Source organism: Actinoplanes aureus (assembly GCF_015704865.1).
Classification (GTDB): Bacteria; Actinomycetota; Actinomycetes; order Mycobacteriales; family Micromonosporaceae; genus Actinoplanes; species Actinoplanes aureus.
In genome coordinates, this window is record NZ_JADQTO010000036.1 from 1 (window position 1) to 18021 (window position 18021).

Annotated in this window: 19 protein-coding genes; 6 read left to right on the top strand and 13 right to left on the bottom strand. The window is 71.4% G+C overall.

What is annotated here, in order from left to right; translation table 11 throughout:
• Positions 1-153 precede the first annotated feature (153 nt).
• From I4J89_RS43140 to I4J89_RS43150, 3 genes are read right to left on the bottom strand one after another with little or no spacing between them, the layout of a single operon-like run.
• On the bottom strand, positions 154-825 hold the full coding sequence (locus I4J89_RS43140; RefSeq protein WP_196420019.1) for a class I SAM-dependent methyltransferase: 672 nt from the start codon (positions 823-825) through the stop codon (positions 154-156).
• Positions 813-2009, bottom strand: coding sequence for an aminopeptidase (locus I4J89_RS43145; RefSeq protein ID WP_196420020.1), 1197 nt, complete (start codon positions 2007-2009; stop codon positions 813-815). Before I4J89_RS43145 ends, I4J89_RS43140 begins: the two co-directional genes overlap by 13 nt.
• A gap of 14 nt (positions 2010-2023) precedes the next feature.
• A complete protein-coding gene (locus tag I4J89_RS43150) occupies positions 2024-2974 on the bottom strand; it encodes a pirin family protein (RefSeq protein WP_196420021.1) in 951 nt (316 codons plus the stop codon).
• Between the two features lie 308 nt (positions 2975-3282).
• Between I4J89_RS43150 and I4J89_RS43155 the strand changes: the two genes are divergently transcribed.
• Complete coding sequence (locus I4J89_RS43155; RefSeq protein ID WP_196420022.1) at positions 3283-3684, top strand: hypothetical protein; 402 nt, start codon at positions 3283-3285, stop codon at positions 3682-3684.
• A 217-nt stretch (positions 3685-3901) separates the two neighbouring features.
• Here the strand turns inward: I4J89_RS43155 and I4J89_RS43160 are convergent, their stop codons facing one another.
• Complete coding sequence (locus tag I4J89_RS43160) at positions 3902-4342, bottom strand: MarR family winged helix-turn-helix transcriptional regulator (RefSeq protein ID WP_196420023.1); 441 nt, start codon at positions 4340-4342, stop codon at positions 3902-3904.
• A gap of 76 nt (positions 4343-4418) precedes the next feature.
• On the opposite strand from I4J89_RS43160, the gene I4J89_RS43165 reads away from it, so the two are divergent.
• Positions 4419-4883 (top strand): GNAT family N-acetyltransferase, encoded by a 465-nt coding sequence (locus I4J89_RS43165; protein WP_309238732.1) that lies wholly within the window; start codon positions 4419-4421, stop codon positions 4881-4883.
• A gap of 543 nt (positions 4884-5426) precedes the next feature.
• On the opposite strand, the gene I4J89_RS51815 is transcribed toward I4J89_RS43165, so the two are convergent.
• The 7 genes from I4J89_RS51815 to I4J89_RS43200 form a co-directional block, all read right to left on the bottom strand.
• Positions 5427-6035 carry a Clp protease N-terminal domain-containing protein gene (locus tag I4J89_RS51815; protein WP_196420024.1) on the bottom strand — a complete coding sequence of 203 codons (609 nt, stop codon included), beginning with the start codon at positions 6033-6035 and terminating at the stop codon, positions 5427-5429.
• Between the two features lies 1 nt (position 6036).
• The gene (locus tag I4J89_RS43175) at positions 6037-6273 is read right to left on the bottom strand and encodes a helix-turn-helix domain-containing protein (RefSeq protein ID WP_196420025.1); all 237 of its coding nucleotides are present in this window, start codon (positions 6271-6273) and stop codon (positions 6037-6039) included.
• 101 nt (positions 6274-6374) lie between these two features.
• A complete protein-coding gene (locus I4J89_RS43180) occupies positions 6375-6584 on the bottom strand; it encodes a DUF3072 domain-containing protein (protein ID WP_196420026.1) in 210 nt (69 codons plus the stop codon).
• A gap of 54 nt (positions 6585-6638) precedes the next feature.
• The gene (locus tag I4J89_RS43185; RefSeq protein ID WP_309238733.1) at positions 6639-7355 is read right to left on the bottom strand and encodes a VOC family protein; all 717 of its coding nucleotides are present in this window, start codon (positions 7353-7355) and stop codon (positions 6639-6641) included.
• A gap of 144 nt (positions 7356-7499) precedes the next feature.
• Positions 7500-8732 (bottom strand): cation:proton antiporter, encoded by a 1233-nt coding sequence (locus tag I4J89_RS43190; protein WP_196420028.1) that lies wholly within the window; start codon positions 8730-8732, stop codon positions 7500-7502.
• A gap of 2 nt (positions 8733-8734) precedes the next feature.
• Positions 8735-9400, bottom strand: a complete 666-nt coding sequence (locus tag I4J89_RS43195) for an HAD family hydrolase (protein ID WP_196420029.1) — start codon at positions 9398-9400, stop codon at positions 8735-8737.
• Complete coding sequence (locus tag I4J89_RS43200) at positions 9397-11556, bottom strand: SpoIIE family protein phosphatase (protein WP_196420030.1); 2160 nt, start codon at positions 11554-11556, stop codon at positions 9397-9399. The genes I4J89_RS43195 and I4J89_RS43200 overlap by 4 nt, the downstream gene beginning before the upstream one ends.
• A 589-nt stretch (positions 11557-12145) precedes the next feature.
• On the opposite strand from I4J89_RS43200, the gene I4J89_RS51820 reads away from it, so the two are divergent.
• On the top strand, positions 12146-12904 hold the full coding sequence (locus I4J89_RS51820) for a cellulose binding domain-containing protein (protein WP_196420031.1): 759 nt from the start codon (positions 12146-12148) through the stop codon (positions 12902-12904).
• A 105-nt stretch (positions 12905-13009) separates the two neighbouring features.
• Positions 13010-14797, top strand: a complete 1788-nt coding sequence (locus tag I4J89_RS43210; RefSeq protein WP_230860588.1) for a mechanosensitive ion channel family protein — start codon at positions 13010-13012, stop codon at positions 14795-14797.
• Between the two features lie 373 nt (positions 14798-15170).
• Here the strand turns inward: I4J89_RS43210 and I4J89_RS43215 are convergent, their stop codons facing one another.
• A complete protein-coding gene (locus I4J89_RS43215; protein ID WP_196420032.1) occupies positions 15171-15527 on the bottom strand; it encodes a DUF6401 family natural product biosynthesis protein in 357 nt (118 codons plus the stop codon).
• Between the two features lie 555 nt (positions 15528-16082).
• Here I4J89_RS43215 and I4J89_RS43220 point away from each other — a divergent pair.
• Positions 16083-16523 carry a hypothetical protein gene (locus I4J89_RS43220; protein WP_196420099.1) on the top strand — a complete coding sequence of 147 codons (441 nt, stop codon included), beginning with the start codon at positions 16083-16085 and terminating at the stop codon, positions 16521-16523.
• On the opposite strand, the gene I4J89_RS43225 is transcribed toward I4J89_RS43220, so the two are convergent.
• On the bottom strand, positions 16511-16720 hold the full coding sequence (locus I4J89_RS43225) for a hypothetical protein (RefSeq protein WP_196420033.1): 210 nt from the start codon (positions 16718-16720) through the stop codon (positions 16511-16513). The two genes, I4J89_RS43220 and I4J89_RS43225, sit on opposite strands and share 13 nt — an antisense overlap.
• A gap of 109 nt (positions 16721-16829) precedes the next feature.
• Here I4J89_RS43225 and I4J89_RS43230 point away from each other — a divergent pair, with 109 nt between their 5' ends.
• Positions 16830-17801, top strand: coding sequence for a hypothetical protein (locus I4J89_RS43230; protein WP_196420034.1), 972 nt, complete (start codon positions 16830-16832; stop codon positions 17799-17801).
• Positions 17802-18021: the final 220 nt, after the last annotated feature.

Here is an 18021-nt window from a genome sequence, read left to right on the forward strand (position 1 = left end):
TCAACCAGGATGTCCGGGCCCCAGCGCGCCCGCCGGGCCCATGCAGGGGGTCACGCTCACCCCGGGCCTGCATGGGCCCGGCGGGCGCGCTTCGGCCGCGACCACGCTGCCGATCGCGGGCAGGGCGGGAGGTGTGGTTTTTGGGGACGGCCGTTACGCGTACCGGATCGATTTGATGGAAAGCACTGTCGGCACCGGCGTGCCTCCTTCACTGAAACGGGTGAAGGTCAAGCCGGCGTCCAGGAAAGCGTGCAGCAGGCCGGGCAGCGGCCAGTGGCTGGCGCCGACCTTGTCGCGAACCCCCTGGGTGGTCCAGGAGGCCTTGGTCCAGTGGCCGTCCAGGTACCCGGGGCGGATGACCACCGCCTGCGGATCGCTGCGGTCGGCGAAGCCGCCGCAGAACGCCGGATGCACACCGACATGGACGAACGTCCCGCCGGGCCGCAGCACCCGGGCCACCTCGCGCAGCACACCCGGATAGCCGGGCATGTCGGTGTGCACCATCACCGCGACGGCGGCGTCCAGCACGCCGTCGCGGATCGGCAACCGGGTCGCGTCGGCGCGGGCGACCGGAAGGCGGCCCGCGGCGTAGCCCAGCATCCCGCTGGAGAGATCCACGCCGACCGGCGTCCAGCCGAGAGCGCGTAGCTGCTCGGCGTGGACACCGGTGCCGCAACCCACCTCCAGGCAGCGGCCGCTGCCCGGGCCGAGCAGGTCGGTGAGCGCCCGGCGGATCCCCAGCGGGTCGCCGGGGCTGCTGGCCGGGAGGAACTCCTGCTCGTACCAGTCGGCGATCTCGTCGTAGGCGGCGGTCACAGCACCCATTCGTCGTCGCGGATGATGTCGACGGTTCCCTTCGGGCCGGTGCCGGTCACGGTGATGCCGTCGCCGCCGATCACCACGTCGGTGTGCACGCCCGACGTGTTCAGGCCCAGGCCGGCACGTTCGGCGTCGCTCATCGCGAGCCCGCCGGGCACCGCGAACGGGAAGCTCTGGCCCCAGGCCACGTGGCAGCCCGCGTTCTCGTCGAAGAGCGTGTTGTGGAAGACGATGCCGGCCCGGGCGATCCGGCTGTCCCGGTCCACCAGCGACACCTCACCCAGGTAGCGGGCGCCCGGATCGGTCTCCAGCTGGGCCTCGACCACGTCGGCGCCGGAGTCGGCGGTGACCTCGGTGACCCGGCCGCCGGCGAACCGCAGCCGCAGGCCGGTGACCAGCCGGCCGTGCAGGACGAGCGGTTTCGTCACCCGGATCACGCCCTCGGCCGTCCGGCGGTCCGGGCTGGTGAAGACCTCCTCGGTGGGGATGTTCGGCAGATAGGCGATGCCGTCCGCGTCGACCATCCCGCCGCCGGTCCAGTGGCAGCCCGGGATCAGGCCGACGGTCAGGTCGGTGCCGTCACCCAGATACCGGATCTCGGTCAGCTCCAGCGCGTCCAGCTCCGCACCACGTGCCGCCAGGGTCTCCGCGCGCTGCTGCCAAGCGGCGGCCGGGTCCGGCTCGTCCAGGCGCATCGCGGTGGCCACCGCGTCCCAGAGCCGGTCCACGTCCGGCTCACCGAAGATCTGGGTCGCCCAGCCCGGGTTCGGCGCGCCCACCGCGGTCCAGCGCAGCTTGCCGAGCACCGCCACACGCCGGGCCCGCGCCTCCTCGAGCGGGAAGGCGGCGGCCCGCACCGGGTCGGCGCCGTCGAGCACGTGCGGGTCGGGGTCGCCGAGCAGGCTGATCGAGGCGGCGCCCTGCTCGCTCCACTCCTTGATCCGCTGCAGGGCCCACGGGCGGCTCCGCCGCAGAGACTCCAGGTCGGCGTGATCCACAGCGGACCGGTGCATCGGTCCGTCTCTCCAGATCGGCTCGACCCAGGCGGCGCCTGCCGCGTACGCCCTCTCGACCACCGCCCGGGCGATCTCCAGATGTGCGGTGTCGGTGTTCAGGATGACGCCCTGGCCGGGCTGAAGGTTTACCCCCGCCCGGACCACGACTTCTGCGAAGCGCTGAATCCGGTCCATGCCGGCCAGCGTAGTTAATCGGTGTGCGGCACGCGGCCCGCCGGGATGACGCCCAGCCGTCCCTTCTGGAAGTCCTCGAAGGCCTGCTTGAGCTCGTCCCGCGTGTTCATCACGAACGGGCCGTAGTGCGCGATCGGCTCCCGGATCGGCCGCCCGCCCATGATGAACAGGTCCAGCTCGCTTTTCGCCTCGACCCGGACGGCGTCGCCGGGGCCGTGGGTGGCGAGCTGGCCGAGCCGGATCGGCCGCATGTCGGTGCCGACCGAGCCCTCGCCGGAGAGCACGTAGACCAGAGCGTTGTACTCCGGCTGCCAGGGCAGGTCGAGCCGTGCTCCCGGCTGCAACGTCACGTGCGCCAGGTTGATCGGGGTGAACGTCGAGCCCGGCCCGCTGTGCCCGGAGATCTCCCCGGCGATCACCCGGATCAGCGCTCCGCCGTCCGGCGTGGTCAGCAGGGCGGCGGACCGACCCCGGATGTCCTGATATTTCGGATCAATCATCTTGGCGGCCCGGGGCAGGTTGACCCAGAGCTGGAGGCCGTGGAACAGGCCGCCGCTAGTCACCAGGTGCTCCGGTGGGGCCTCGATGTGCAGGATGCCGGATCCGGCGGTCATCCACTGGGTGTCGCTGTTGGTGATCGAGCCGCCACCACCGAGCGAGTCCTGGTGGTCCATGATGCCGTCGATCATGTAGGTGACCGTCTCGAAGCCGCGGTGCGGGTGCCACGGCGTACCTTTCGGCTCGCCCGGCGCGTAGTCCACCTCGCCCATCTGGTCCAGGTGGATGAACGGGTCGAGCTCGGTCATCGGGACCCCGGCGAAGGCGCGGCGAACCGGGAAGCCCTCACCCTCATATCCCTGCGGGGCGGTGGTCAGCCGGCGGACCGGCCGGTACGCGGTGGCCACCGGGTCCAGCTTCGGCAGCCGGGGCAGGACGAGCACGTCATCGACGGTGATTGCAGGCATCTCAAGCCCTCCTGACTTCGATGACAACAGCCTAGCTCTTTCAAATCTGAAACACTAGGGATTAGCTTCAAAACTGAAGAACTTGTGGGGTGCGCCACCCGGAGCGGCTGAGAGTGGTGATCGGCGCAGCCGACCGGCCGGCGCCCGACCCGGTCGCGGCGATTGAGTACCTATATCGAAACTGGTAGCTGACCATCTAGACAGCCAAAGTATGGATCGTATACGATCTATGTGCCTGTCCTTCGGGCCACTCCTGCATGCATTTCTGCCGGTATTTGGGCGCTCTCCCTCAAACTCAGGAGCTTTCCTTGACGTCTGAAAAGACAATTGCAAAGAGTGTCGCTGCGGCGATCCTCGGCTCGGCCGCCGCGCTTGTCAGTCCGGCGCCAGCCCTCGCGACCAGCCAGTATGGCTGCAACTATCCCTATGTCTGCGTGTACGGGGGTAACGGTGACTGGGTCAGCTCGAACATCGTGGGCAGATTCCGCGACATCACTTCCGGCTTTCAGTACGCAAGCACGAACAGGTCGCCGTTCTCGGTCGTGAGCACTCGCAATGACGACACCGTCTACGTTCTATATCGAAACGGCGGCGAGAATTTCGATCGAGTAGACTGCCTGCTTCCTAATGAGGGCGCTTTCTATAACTCCACATTCAGGGGTATCCGGATCGACGACCGGCCGGGGTGCAGCGGACTCGGGACGCCGTAAAGCGCCAGGTGGTCACGGCCGGCACTGCTATCAACAGACCCAGGCGTAGTCGTGGACACGTAGCCGTTGGACTTACCTCCGCGCTGCGCCTGGGCCGTTGGCCGAACGGCAGGGCAACTTTTTCGTCGCTGAGCGCCGCGAGGTGAGCGCTGGAGTTGAGCCAGCCCGGCGCGGGCCGGCCGGACGGAGTCGCGTGTCAGCGCTCCGGCCAGCGGACTCACACTTTCCTGATCTTGGCGAAGGCTCGGCCGATCACGGCTAGTTCCTCGTCGTCGAGTTGGTCGATGAAGCTCTTGCGCACCGTGTCCAGATGGGCCGGTGCGGCGGCGCGCAGCATCGCCAGCCCCTCGTCGGTGAGTACGGCCTCGAAGCCGCGCCCGTCCTCCGGGCAGCTCTCCTTGCGGACCAGGCCCCGCTTGATCATCGAGGTGATCTGGTAGGTGACCCGGCTCGGCGAGAGCACCAGGCGGTTGGCCAGCTCGCCCATCCGGATCCGCCGGCCGGGTGCGTCGGCGAGGGCGACCAGTACGTGGTAGTCGTTCATGCTCAGGCCGGTGTCGGCGCGCAGCTCGTCCTCGAGACGGGTGTGCAGCGCCCACGAGCTTTCGATGAAGGTACGCCAGTGCAGCAACTGCGTCTCGGTGAGCGGTTCGGCCATGCCGTCGACGGTACTCGTTCAAATCTGAAGCTTCAAAGCTGAAGTACGTGTGACCGTCGCCTCTAAGGTTCCTGAAGTGCAGATCCGTCAAGCCGTCCCAGCGGACGCCGCCGAGCTGATCCGCCTGCGCGTGGTCATGCTCCGCACCATGAGCACCGCGAACTGGAACGACGACTGGCGCGAGCCGGCCCGCCGATCCCTGGTCCGGCGCCTCGGCGAACCGGAACCCACCCTTGCCGCCTTCGTCGCCGACCGGCCCGACGGCACCGGCCTGGCCGCCTGCGTCGTCGGCCTCATCGAGGAGCGCCTCGGCAACCCTCGCAATCCGACCGGGCTGGCCGGCTACGTGTTCAGCGTCGCCACCGACCCTGACATGCGACGCCGCGGCTACTCCCGGGCCTGCATGACGGCCCTGCTGGACTGGTTCCGCAGCCGTGGCGTCGGCGTCGCCGATTTGCGCGCCTCGCCGGACGGCGAGCCGCTCTACGCAGCGCTCGGCTTCGTCCGCACGCCCGACCCTGCGATGCGCCTGCTTCTCTGAGGCGTCCTCGCGGCGTGCCTGCACCTATGAGGTCCGTGCCCGCCCCGCCGCGCATGCCCCGCCGGGGGACGCAAGCGCCCTCGCTCCACCCGCCCACTGCCGACAACCAGCCGCTCGCCATGCGGGTGTCGCGGGCTCCGATTCATGCCTGGCTGGCGGCTGGCAGTCGCCGGCCGCCGCTCAGGCGGGTAACGGGTGCCCGGTTGCATGTGCGGCTGGCGGCTGGTGGTCGCGAGCCGCCGCTCAGGCAGGTAACGGGCTCGGTTGCATGTCTGGGTGGCGGCTGGTGGTCGCGAGCCGCGCTCAGGAAGGGAACGCGCGCCCGGAGGGCGGCTGGTGCGGGCGGGCCGCCCGTCAGGATTGGGCGTCGGCGGGGGGGGGGGCGCCGGCCCCCCCCCCCCGCGACGGGCCCAGGGAGGCCGCGGGGTGCCCGGGCTGGGCCGGGCGGTCGCGGTGGGGCCTGGAGTGGGCAGGTGGCCGCGTGGGCAGGGCGGGACGGACAAAGTCCGGCGGGACGGACGATTACCCGTACCCCGAACGGTTTCAGGCCGCGTGGCTGCTGAGTGACCGGGTCAGCTGGTCGCGCACCGCGTCGAAGTCGACCTCGCGCTCGGCGAGGATGAGGGCCGCAAGGCCCCGGCCTTCGCGCAGGATGCCCAGCATGATGTGTTCCGGCGCGATGAAGTTGTGCTTGAGCCGGATGGCCTCGCGCAGCGAGAGCTCGAGGACCTTCTTGTTTCGCGGCGAGAACGGGATGTGGCTGGTGCCGGCGTAGAACCGGCCGAAGATTCCCTTCTTCTTCGGCGCGGGGCGGGGGAGGTGCAGCGCTCCGGCGCCGAAGTTCTCCTCGATGGCGGCGCGGACCGCGTCGAGGTCGATGCCGATCGCCTTGAGTGCCGCGGCGTCCTCGGCGTCGCGGTCGGCGATGGCGGCCGCCTCGCTCCGGTCGCCGACGTGCCGGATGATCGCGTCACGCACGTAGGTCTCGTCGATGCCCGCGTCGCGCAGGGCGTCGCGGGTCGAGCCGTTCTCGGAGGCGAGCAGCGCGAGCAGGGTGTGCTCGGTGCCGATCGTCTGGTGTCCCAGCTCGCGGGCCTGGTGCTGCGCGCCGACCACGACGGTGCGGGCGTCCTTGGTGAATCGCTCGAACATGTCAGCCCTCCCGTGGATCCTGCATCGGCATCAGTTTCGCGTGTTTCTTGTGCACGCCCTGGCGAGTCACCTCGAGTGCGTCGGCGATCTCCTGCCAGGACCAGCCTTTGGCGCGCGCGTTGGCGACCTGGAGGTGCTCCAAGCCTTCCAGGAGGCGGCGCAGCGCCACGACCGCGCGCAGCCCGACGCGTGGATCGGCGCTGCTCGCTGCCGCGGCCAGATCGGTCGCTTCAGTCATGCTGTCAACGTACGTTGACAAGGCCCGCCTGTCAACCTCGGTTGACGCGGGCGGCAAAGAGAAGGACCGGCCCGATCGGGCCGGTCCTGCACGAGCCGGGGTCAGCGCCCCCGGCCGGTCTTCTCCTGCAACTCGTCGATCTTGCGGGAGGCGTCCGCCTTGGTGAGGTCCTCCGGGACCTCCTCGTGCGCCTCCGCCGCGAGGGTGTTCAGGTACGACTCCTGCGCACCGGTCGCCGGCTCCTCGCCGGTCGTCCAGTCGGCGGGGTCCTTGATCGTGTTGCTGTTATCGGCGCTCGTCCGGTCAGCCATCACGCTGTCCTTCCGGTTGTGGACTCGAACGCCTGTGCCATTACCCTCCGAAGGTCATTCCCATGCGGGCAGATTGCCCAGAGAAACCGTCAGCTCGACCGGGTGGTGTACCGGCGCCGCCACCGTGAAGCGGGCGCCGTACGGGTCGGCCAGCTCGGCGAAGGCGGTCAATCCGGCCTCGGCGGGCTGGCTGACGATCGAGCCGCCGAGACGCTCGCAGAGGTCGGCCGCGTGCTCGATGTCGTCCACCTGGAACGCGGCCCGCCACCATGCCCCGCGGTAGCCGGCCGCCAGCCCGGCGATCGCGTCGTGCGCCTGGTTGAGCCACTCCCCGGTGCCGAACTCGTGCCGCAGCAGCCACCCGAACGCGGAGCCGTAGAAGCGGGCCGCGGCGTGCGGGTCGTCGGTGATCAGCTCGGGCCAGGACATGGTGCCCGGCTCGCCGCCGGCCTGCGCGCCGGCGAAGTCGTAGCCCTGCCAGAGGCCGATGATCGCCCCGGACGGGTCGGCGACGACGGCACGACGGCCGCCGTGCGCCTCGGTCGGGTGGGTCACGCAGTGCCCGCCGGCGAGAGCGACCTGCTCGAGGGTCTCCTCGAGATCGGAGGTGCTCAGGTGGGTGAGCCAGCCGTCCGGCCGGTCGAGCCGGCTGCGGGTGAGGCCGGCGACGGCACGCCCCCCGAGCTTGAACCGATCACCCGCCGACTCCCAGCCGAACAACTCTCCGTAGAACTCCGCCGCGCGTGCGGGGTCCGCACTCGCCAGTTCCACCCAGCAAGGTGTCAAGGGTGCATAGCCTCTGATCCGCATGAGCCGCTCCGTTGTGGACATCCCCAGTTGATTCAGCACTCTACGGCACTGATAACGCTTCGTCACCACCGCACGGTTCATTGTCCGGTTTAGAGCAGAAAAGTATTACCTAGCGTGAGCGGTTGAGTGATCCAGGTGACGCATCACGGGTGTTGCGGCGATTCCATGGAGCACGACGGAGACGACGACCACGAATCCGGCGATCGCCCAGACGAGGTCCGCGGCCGGAAAATCGGCGTGCGTCATTGCATACGCAAGGTAATAAAACGAGCCGATGCCACGGATCCCGAACGCCGCGATCACCCAGTGTTCCGCGGTGGTCCCGGGCGCTCCGCGCAGCGACGCGAAAGCGGCGAGCGGCCGCACCAGGAAGATCAGAACCAGGCCGGCCAGGGCGGCGGGCCAGGTGAGCGGCGCCAGCAGGCCGCCGACCACGGCGCCACCCAGCAGAAGCAGCAACAGTACGGTGAGCAGCCGCTCGGTCTGCTCGGCGAAATCGTGCAGCACCTGGTGGTACTCGTGCGACCGCTCGGCGGCCCGGATCGCCCGTGCCGCCACGAAGACGGCCAGGAAACCGTAGCCGCCGACCACCTCGACCAGCCCGTACGCCAGGAAGGTGGCGGCCAGCGCGAGGAAGCCCTCGGAGTGCCGGGCCAGTCGCAGCGCGTCCCGCTTCGCCCGGAAGAAGAGCTTGCCGAGCATCCATCCGATCAGTACACCGCCGATCAGCCCGACCAAGCCCTTGTAGAGGACGTCCTGGAGCACCCACTCGCCGAACCAGGAACCGCCGACGGCCATCGCGATCGCGGCGTACACGAACGGGAACGCCAGACCGTCGTTGAGCCCGGCCTCCGAGGTGAGGGCGAACCGCACCTCGTCCTCCGAATCCTCCTCATCGGTCGGCTCGCCCACCTGCACGTCCGAGGCGAGCACCGGGTCGGTCGGTGCCATCGCGGCGCCCAGCAACAGCGCGGAGGCCGGCACCAGGCCGACCCACCACCAGCCGAGGAACGCCATGGCGGCGATGGTGACCGGCATGGCGACGATCAGGAGGCGGCCGGTCGACGCCCAGCGGCGCCGGCCGAACGGGCGGTCGATCTTCAGGCCGGCGCCCATCAGCGCCACGATCACGCCGACCTCGGTGAGGTGTTCGGTGAGCTTGGCGTGCTCCAGCGGGTCCGCCTCGGGCAGGCCCAGCGGCAGGCCGAAGACCAGCAGGCCGAGCGCAAGGAAGGCGATCGGCATGGAGAGCGGGCGCCGCTCCACCAGGCGCGGCAGGATGCCGGCGAGCAGGGCGCCCACCCCGATCAGGGCGAACACCACGTCGGAAAGCTGCATACCTAACCGAGCTCGGAGATCGCGGACGACTCCAGGTCGTGCAGCAGTGCGGCCGGGTTCGCGTACGTCGCGACCGCGCCCGCCTCGCGAAGTTCCGCCGCGCTGGTGCCGCCGCAGGTCAGACCGATGCAGGGAATGCCGAGCTTGCCGGACGCCTGCACGTCCCAGACCGCGTCGCCGACGAACACCGCCCGCTCCGGGTCGATGTCCGACCGGTCGAGCGCCGCCTGAAGGATGTCCGGGGCGGGTTTGCTCTCCTCCGCGTCCGACGACGACGTGGCCGCGGCGATCACGTCATCCGCGCCGAGCACCCCGCGGAGGTGGTTGAGCTCGGTCTCCTTGGCCGAGGAGGCGAGCACCACGGCCAGGTTCCGGGCGGCGACCGCGCGTACCAGATCGGCGGCGCCCGGCAGCGGCCGCAGCCGCTCCCACCAGGCCCGGTAGAGCACGTCGTGCGCGGCGGTCATCTCTTCGTCCGCGCCGCGGTCCCGGTCCGCGCCGAGCAGATGGTCGAGCAGCTTGTCGGAGCCCATCCCGATGCTCCGATGGATCTCCGACATCGGTACGTCCCGGTCGTGCTGCCGCATCGCCTCCCACCAGGAGACGGCGTGCAGATAGGTGGTGTCGATCAAGGTGCCGTCGACGTCGAACAGAACTCCGGGCCTCATGCCCTGGCATTACCCGCGAGCAACATCTCGAACCAGACGGTTGATCCACGAACCGTCGGATCGGTGCCCCACGAGTCGCTCAGCTCCTCGATCAGCCCCAGCCCACGGCCGCGGCTGGCCAGCGTGTCGGTCTGCGCCCGGATCACGCTGCCCCGGGTGCCGGTGTCGGCCACCGAGACGAGCAGGCGCTCCGCGTTCAGGTCGATGTGCACCTGGGCCGGGGTCCCCGCGTGCAACAGGGCGTTCGTGGTGAGCTCGCTGGTGCAGAGGATCGCCGCACCGATCACCGGCTCCGGCACACTCCACTCGCGCAGGCGGGTCGTCATCCACTGCCGTACCCGGCTGGGCCCGGTCGGCTCGGCCGCCACCTGCATCGTCGCCGACCGGCTCATCGCCAGCGCGTGCTCCACCACGAGCACCGCCACGTCGTCGTCGGTGGTGCCCGGCACCGCGGCCGTGGCCAGCGCGCACATGTTGCGCGGGTCCCCGCTCGGCGAGGCGGCGGCGGCGGCGACCAGCGCGTCCATGCCGTCGTTGAGCGGCCGGCCGCGGCGCTCCACCACGCCGTCGCTGAACATCAGTATGGTGTCGCCCGGCTCCAGCACCAGCGAACCGGTCTGCCAGCGGCCACCCAGCCCCAGCGGCGCGCCCGGCGGCACCTTCACCAGCTCGGCGGTGGCTCCCTCGCCACCCTGCCCGGCGCGGCGCAGCACCGGCGGCGGGTGACCGGCGCTGGCCAGCGTGATCGAGCCGTCCGTGGGGTCCAGCACGCCGTACACGACGGTTACGAAGATCTCCTCGTTGCGCGACTCCGCACCGAGCGAACCGACGAGGCGGTCCAGTCCGGCCAGCACGCTCGGCGGTGCCGGATCGGTCAGGGCCAGCGCACGCAGCGCGGCCCGGACCTGCCCCATCACCGCCGCCGCCCGCACGTCGTGCCCGGCCACGTCGCCGAGCACCATGGCGAGCCGGCCGTCGAGCAGGTGGAACGCGTCGTAGAAGTCGCCGCCGGCCGCGTTGCCGTCCACACCGACGTCGTAGCGGGCCGCGATCCGGAACGTGTCCAGCTCGGGGAGGTGCTCCGGCAGCATGCTTCGTTGCAGCAGCTGCGCCGTACCGTGCTGAGCCTCGAAACGCCGCGCCCGCTCGGCCGCCTGGGCCACCAGCTCGGCCGCGGCCTTCAGCAGCGCCCGCTCCGCGGGCAGCCAGGCGTGCGCGTGCCGGAAGCCCATGGTCAGCGCGCCGCGCAGCGAAGGCGTGCGCAGCGGCAGCACGGCCAGCGCGCGGATCCGGCGCTCGTGCCGGTCGGTGGCCACCTCGCGCAGCGGCTCGCCGTCGGCGACGAAGGACGCCCGCCCGCTCTCCGCCGCCACCACCAGCGGCGCCGCCGGATCGGCGCCGATGCGGCGCCAGACCGGCGGGAGACGTTCGTCCGCCTCGTCCAGCATTTCGCCGCGAATGCGGCGGACATAGCGGTAGGCAAGGCCGTCGTCCACCGCCAGCACGCAATGATCAAGATCAAAAGAGGCCATCGCGTACGCGAGGACGACGCGCGTGACGTCGTCGATGGTGAGCGCGCCGGCCAGCCGGGCGGTCAGCTCGCCGAGACTGTGCAGCCGGTGGATCACCTGAGTGGTCTCGGCGGCGACGGTCAGCACGCCGGTGATCTCGCCGCGGGAGTCGCGGACCGCGGAATAGCCCTGGGTGTAGAAGGCCGGTTCGGTGCCGCCCGGGGTGACCGGAACCTCGCTCTCCGGCTCCAGGACCGCGCGGCCCGTGCGGTAGACCTCCGCGATCGCGTCACCCATCCCGGGCTGCCGCCACGCCGCGCCGAACGCCTCGGCGGCGGGGCGGCCCAGCGCGGTCGGGTGCAGGGCGTGCAGGACCTCCGCGTACGCGTCGTTGTAGAGCACCACGAAGTCGTCGCCGCAGGTCAGCATCATCGGCACGGGGGAGGCGAGCATCAGCTCGACGGCCGCCCGGACCGCCGGGTCCCAGCCGATCATCGGGCCGAGCGAGGTCCCGGACCAGTCGAAGGCATGCACCAGCGCCGCGCAGCCCTTGCCGGTGTGTTCCGCGCCGACCGCCTGCACGGGCAATGCCGAGATCGCGGACGGGCGCAGGCCACCCGGCCCCATCCCTCCCGAGCCGACCATGCGGAAAGCCTATCCCGACTGGTCCGTTTGTACGATGTCCCACCGGCCGTCCGTCCGGTTGTTGACTATCCGCCAAGCTCAGCGGCACCGCGTTTCACGCGGAAGATGACGCAGAGTGGCAGGTCAGAGGCGCTCTGAACGTGGCCGGCAAGATCCAGGTTCGGCTAAGGTCGCCGCCGTGACCGAACGACCGCACGGTGTGATGCGCTACATCGCGGAGATGCAGCAGATGGAGGACATCACTGATCGTCCGGCTCATCGGTATCCGCCGGCCGGGGAACGGCCTTCGGATTTGTCGGATTTCGCTGCGGAGGGGGTTCCGGGTCCCGCTGCTGGGTGGTCGCCGGGCGGGCCGGCCTCGGATGTGGATGTGGAGTGGTCGTCGGATCTTCCGTCCGGTTGGCTTCCTGCGCCGTCTTCGGATTTTTCTGCTGGTCCGGATCCGTCGCGGTCTTCGGGCTTTTCTGCTGGTCCGGGTCCTTCGCCGTCGTCGGAGGTGCCGGTCCGGGGGTCCGAGGATCTGACGGGTGAGCGGTATGCGGCCCTCGCGAACTGGGCGGAGTCGGCCGAGACCGTCACGATGTCGGCGGTGACCGAGGCGCGCCTCGAACGAGCGTGGCCGGCGGCCGGCGCCGAGCTGCCGCGAACGCCGGTCTCGCACGTCGCGCCGGGCAGCGCGACCCGTTCACGCCGGATCAGGGTCGCGGTTCTGACCGGCGCGGCACTGGCACTGCTGGCCGGTGGGGCGGCGGTCCGGTGGGGCGGCGACGACCGGCCGGACACCCCGGTCGCGGCCGGGGCCGTACCCACCACTGGCACCGAGCCCGCGGTGTCCGGCCCGGAGCCGGTCAGCCCGGAGATGACTGCCGGCCCGACCGGATCGGTCTCCGCGTCCCCGTCCGCGACCGCGGCCCAGCCGTCGCGGTCCGTTTCGCCGACTCCGTCGGACGACGAGGGCGGCCTGAGCGTGGGCACCGCCACCCGGGCACCGGTTCGCTCCGCCGAACCGGAGCCGAGCGTCCCGGATGAGGAACCGCCGGTCTACACGGCTTTCTACGGCTATCAGGCGGATCCCGGCTCGGGGTACGCGGGCACCGTCCAGGTGGTGAACGCGGGCGGCGCCGCCGGTGGCGACTGGACGGTCACCCTCACCGTCCCGGGCGCCGAGAAAGTCGTTCTCACCAGCGGGAACGTGCGGATGTCGCAGTCCGGCAGCTCGGTCACGTTCCGGCCGGCCGGTGGTGCCGAACTCCAGGTGGGCGGTTCGGTGACCATCGGGTTCACGATCGACGGCGTACCCGGAGAACTGCCGACCGGCTGCGCGGTCAACGGCTCCGCCTGCGCCTGATCGACTTCTGTCCGGTCCGAGACTGGAGAGATTGTCAGGGGTACGTGGTACTCCTTCAGTCCTATCGTTCGTTGAGGTGGCCGAGCGCCGAGCGAAGGAGGGCGGATGACCCAGGACGGGCTGAGCCGTGGGCTGAGCGACCTGTGGCGATCGGTGGTGCTGTTCCTGCCGTACGCGGTGGCGTTCATCGCGATCCTGTTCGTCGGCTACCTGCTGGCCAGGCTGGCCCGCACGGTGACCGGCAAGGCGTTGCGCCGGGTCGGCTTCGACCGGGCGGTCGAGCGCGGACCGGCCGGCCGCCTTTTCCGGGAGAACGCGCCCAGCGCCACCGACGTCTGCGCCCGGCTGGCGTTCTTCGTGGTGTTGCTGATGGCGGTCCAGATCGCCTTCGGCCTGTGGGGTCCCAACCCGGTCAGCGACCTGCTCAACGCCCTGATCGCCTGGCTGCCACAGGTGTTCATCGGGATCGTCATCGTGGTGGTCGCGGCGGCCGTGGCCGGTGCCGCCCACGACCTCGTCGTCGCCGTCCTCGGCGACCTCGGCTATGCGCGGGTGCTGGCCAAGGTGATCGCGGCCGTGATCGTCACGCTCGGTGTGATCGCCGCGCTGGACCAGATCGGGATCGCCACGTCGGTGACCCGCCCGTTGCTCATCACGATCCTGGCCACGGTGGCCGGCGTGATCATCGTCGGCGTGGGTGGTGGTCTGATCCGGCCCATGCAGCAGCGCTGGGAGGGCTGGCTGGACCGGGCCGCCACCGAGTCCGCCGCGATCCGCCGGCAGGCCCGGGCGTACGCGGAGGAGCAGGCCCGGAAGGCCGCCGAGGAGGAGGCCCGCAAGGCCGAGGAGGCCCGGCTGGCGGAGGAGGCTCGCCGCGCCGAGGAGGCCCGGCTGGCCGAGGAGGCGCGTCTCGCGGAGGAAGCTCGGCAGGAGGAGGCCCGCAAGGCCGAGGAGGCCCGGCTGGCCGAGGAAGCCCGTCGCGCGGAGGAGGCCCGGCTGGCCGAGGAGACACGCCGCGCTGAGGAAGCCCGTCGGGCGGAGGAGGCCCGGCTGGCCGAGGAGGCACGCCGCGCCGAGGAGGCACGCCGGGCGGAAGAGGCGCGTGCCGCCGAGGAGCGCCGGGCGGAAGAGGCCCGTGCCGCCGAAGAGCGCCGGGCGAAGGAAACCCGTGCCGCCGAGGAACGCCGGGCTGAGGAGCGCCGGGTCGAGGAGCAGCGACGGACCGACGCCGAGAAATGGGCGCGGGCTGCGCGGCTGGCCGCCGAGGAGCGGCGCGCGCAGGAACGCGACGCCGACGAGACCCAGGTCATCGCCACACCGGTCGGGGACCTGCCGCACCCGGTCCCCGGTTTCGGGGGCGACCCGTCACGCGACGACCTCCCCGGCGACACGGAGGACGAGGTGACGACCGTGATCCGGAGCGCCGACACGGCTGCGACCAGCGACGACTCGACGGAAACCGTGATCTTCGGCCGCGGCGACGACGACACGGTCGACACGACCGGCGACGCGACCGAAACGGTGATTTTCCGCCAAGGCGGCGACCCGGCCGACGCGACCGCCCCCACCGACACCGTGATCTTCCGGCGCGACGACGACACGGTCGACACCACAGGCGCCGCCGACGGTTCGGTCGAGACGGTGATCTTCCGCGGTGACGACGACACCGCGGACACCACGGTGGTCACCTCGGGGAGCGACTCGCAGAAATCGAGCCTGGTGCCGATCCCCGGCCCGGAGCGGTCCGTGGTGCTCGAGCCGGCCGACGACAGCGACCGCACGCAGGTGGTGCCGCTGCCGGGCCCGGAGCGGGCGCAGACCGCCGGGGCGGACGGCGAGCCACCCACCGAACCCGGCCGCGACCGCCCCGGCAGCGGCCGAGGCCGGAAGTAGGCAGCCGGGGGGCGTGCGGCAGGCTTCCAGCGCCTGCCCCCCAATCTTCGTGGGCTACCACGCGGCAGTTGCGAGCGGCTGTCTGATTCGGCCGCGCGGTCGGCGAGGGCGGTCGCCGGTAGCTCGAATGCCCGGGCCGGGAAATGAGTTGGGGCCGGCACCGGGTGTCCGGTGCCGGCCCCATACGGCCGTTGTCGGTTGCTGGGTGGCCGACGTGCGGCCGTGACGGTCATGCGGGAGCGGGTTCGGTCCGGCGGCCCGCCAGGCCCCGCCCGCCGTGTGGCGGGCCGGGCCGGTGGCTGCCGGATCGTGAGCTTGGCTGGTGGCTGCCGTTCGGCGAGCCGGGCCGGTGGCTAGCTGGGTGTGGTCTGGGTCAGCGGGGCGCGGGCAGGGTGCGGGCCAGCACGCAGACCGCGAGCAGGCGCCGCAGCACCCAGTCGTTCTCGGTCCAGTCGATCTGGCCCTCGGGTGCGGTCCAACCGTGCTGGAAGGCGGCGTCGCGGACGCCCTCCGCGTATGCGGCGAGCAGGATCGCGGTGAGCGGCCGGGTGTCGGCGGAGAGGCTGTCCCGCACGCCGGCGGCGTGCTGGTCGATCACGGACATGAGGCCCGGGTTCTCCTGCGCGGTGGCGATACCGCTGACGCCGACTGCGGCGGTCAGGTCGGCGAGCGAAGCGTGGGCGGAGCGCTGAGCAGCGCGAGCGGCGGCGTTGCTGAACAGGCCATTCATGAGGAGAACGTTATGGAGGCTGGGGTAGCGAACGGTTCTTCGTACCGGTGCAGGTCGGTTGAACCCGGCGGCGCTGGGAAACAGCGAAGGGCGCTCGGTTGGCGGGCTGGCTGTCACGGTTGTCCGTGGGTCCGCGGTGCGCTGGGCAGCTTCGCCCGGAAGGAGGGCGGCTGTCAGGGTTGGCCGCGGGTGCGCCGTGGGCAGTTTTGAGGGCCGGCCGGGTAGCTGGGCTGGCTGTCAGGGTTGTTGGCGGGTGCGTGGAGCAGTGTGAGAGCCAGCCGGTGGGAACGGCTGACGGCGCGTTGGGGCGCGGTGAGAGTGTCGCGTCATCGCGCGCTGTGCGCCGGAGGTGAGGCGGGGAGGCGCGGAGTGGGAGAAGGGGAAGAGGCTGTGGCGAGGACGGGACCGGAGGAGCCGGGGGCGGATCAGCGTCGGCCGGCGGGGTCGGGGGCGGAGCAGCGACAGGCCGGCGAAGCTGAGGAAGAGCGCGGGCGGGCTGGTGGGCCGGGTGCGGAGCCTCAGCGGGCCGATGGGCGGCCGGGTGCGGCGCATCAGCTGGCCGATGGGCCGGATGCGGAGCATCGGCGGCCTGATGGGCTCGATGATGTCACCGTGCAGGCGCTCGGGAAGCTCAGCGAGGCGCTGGAGACGGTGGAGCGGGTGCGCGGGCACCTCTACGCGATGCACCAGCTCACCGGGACCGCCGACTTCATGCTGGATGAGGCGGTTTCGTTGTTCATGCAGGCCGGGCACACCGAGCTCGCCGATCGGATCCAGCGGGAGTTGATCGGGCGCAACGTCATACCGGGGCACTGGACGTTCCAGATCGTCGAAGCGTACGACGATGGCTATTACACCGAGCTCCGGACGGTGGAGCGCGACGCCCGGGAGCGGTTGGCTCAGGGGCGCCGGCACCTCTACGAGGCGGAACTCAAGGAACGCCGGCGGACCCACGGCCGGCCGGGGCATGAAGCGCTGCCGGATTACTCCGGGTAGTCGGCGGGTGTGGGACGGCGGCGCTGGGCGTCGTCCGCGATGATCACCGTGGCGACGACGAGGGCCACTACGACGGCGAAGAACCAGGAAGCGTCATCGACCAGCTTCGCGGCCAAGGGAGCCTGGAAGGCGGCGAGCAGAAAGCCCAGCCACGCGAAGCGGCGCTGACGTTCGGAGAGAAAACCGACAGATCGCACTCGGACAGTCTGGCTCGATCAGGACGGATCGCCGTCACCCGTTCGGCCGATTCTCCGTTGACCGATGGTGCCTCCCGCCTTGCGTCGCCGCCGCTCAAGCGTGTTCGTCATGAGCCTGTCCGTGCTGGTCGTCACGGTTGTCGCGGCCGCCTGCTCGGCGTCCGCGCCGCGCCCGGCGCCGTCGGCGCCGTCGGCGCCGGATCGGGTGCTGGCGGGGCCGCTGGACGGCCGGACCGGAGGTTGGCTCACTCTGGGTGATGCGGCGAGCCGGGTACGTGTATACCTCGCCACGCTGCCCGGCCTGCTGTACCGGATCAGCACCGGCCCGGACTCGGGCGTCGCGCCGGTGGTGAAGCGGCGGGGCGGGCGGGTGGTGGTGCGGCTGCGGGGCACCGATGGCGAGGGCCTGGACGAGGTGCGGATCGTGCTGAACCGCGACGTCCGGTGGGACATCCGGCTTCCGGCGGGCGCCGGCGAGCAGCAGCTGCACCTGCGCGACGGCCGGGTCGGCCGGATCGATCTGGGCGCGTCCGGGCTGGCCGAGCTGTGGCTGCCGGATCCGGCCGGCACGGTGCCGGTGACCTTCATCGGCGGAACCGGCACCGCGTTGGTGACCGCGGCGACCGCGGCGCCGTTCAAGATTCGATTCGATCGGGGTGCCGGGTCGGTGCGCACGCCCTGGTCGGTGAACAACGGCACGGCCGCGGGCACGGTTCTCCGCGAGCGTGGCTTCGCCTGGACTCCCGACCGCTACCTGATCCGCGCCAAGGACGGCCTGGGCCGCCTCATCCTGCACCGCCCGGTCCAGCGGCGGCCCGAGCCCGCCGCACGCCCCGGCGATCTACCCAAGCCGGCGGCGCGTCCCGGCGGTCCAAAGGGTCCGGCGGCGCGTCACGGCGGTCCGGCGGCGCGTCCCGGCGGTCCAACCGGTCCGGCGGTGCGTCCCGGCGGCCCAAACGGCCGGGCCGCGCGTTCCGGCCATCCAAACCGGCTTGGCGTGCGGCCCGGCGACCGAAACGGGGCCCGCCGTGCGTCCCGGCCACCCGCACGGCCCGGCGGTGCGATCCGCCGGCCTGCATAGGCCGGCGGTGTGACGCGGCGGCCTGCTTGGGCCGGCGGTGTGACGCGGCGGCCTGCTTGGGCCGGCGGTGTGACGCGGCGGCCTGCTTGGGCCGGCGGTGTGACCCGGCGGCCTGCATAGGCTGGCCGGCCTGCACAGGCCGGCCGAGCGGCCCAGCCACCTACCTGGGCCCGGCGGCCGGGTGGCGGCCCGGAGTGGCGCTGAGCGGGCCGTGGGCACG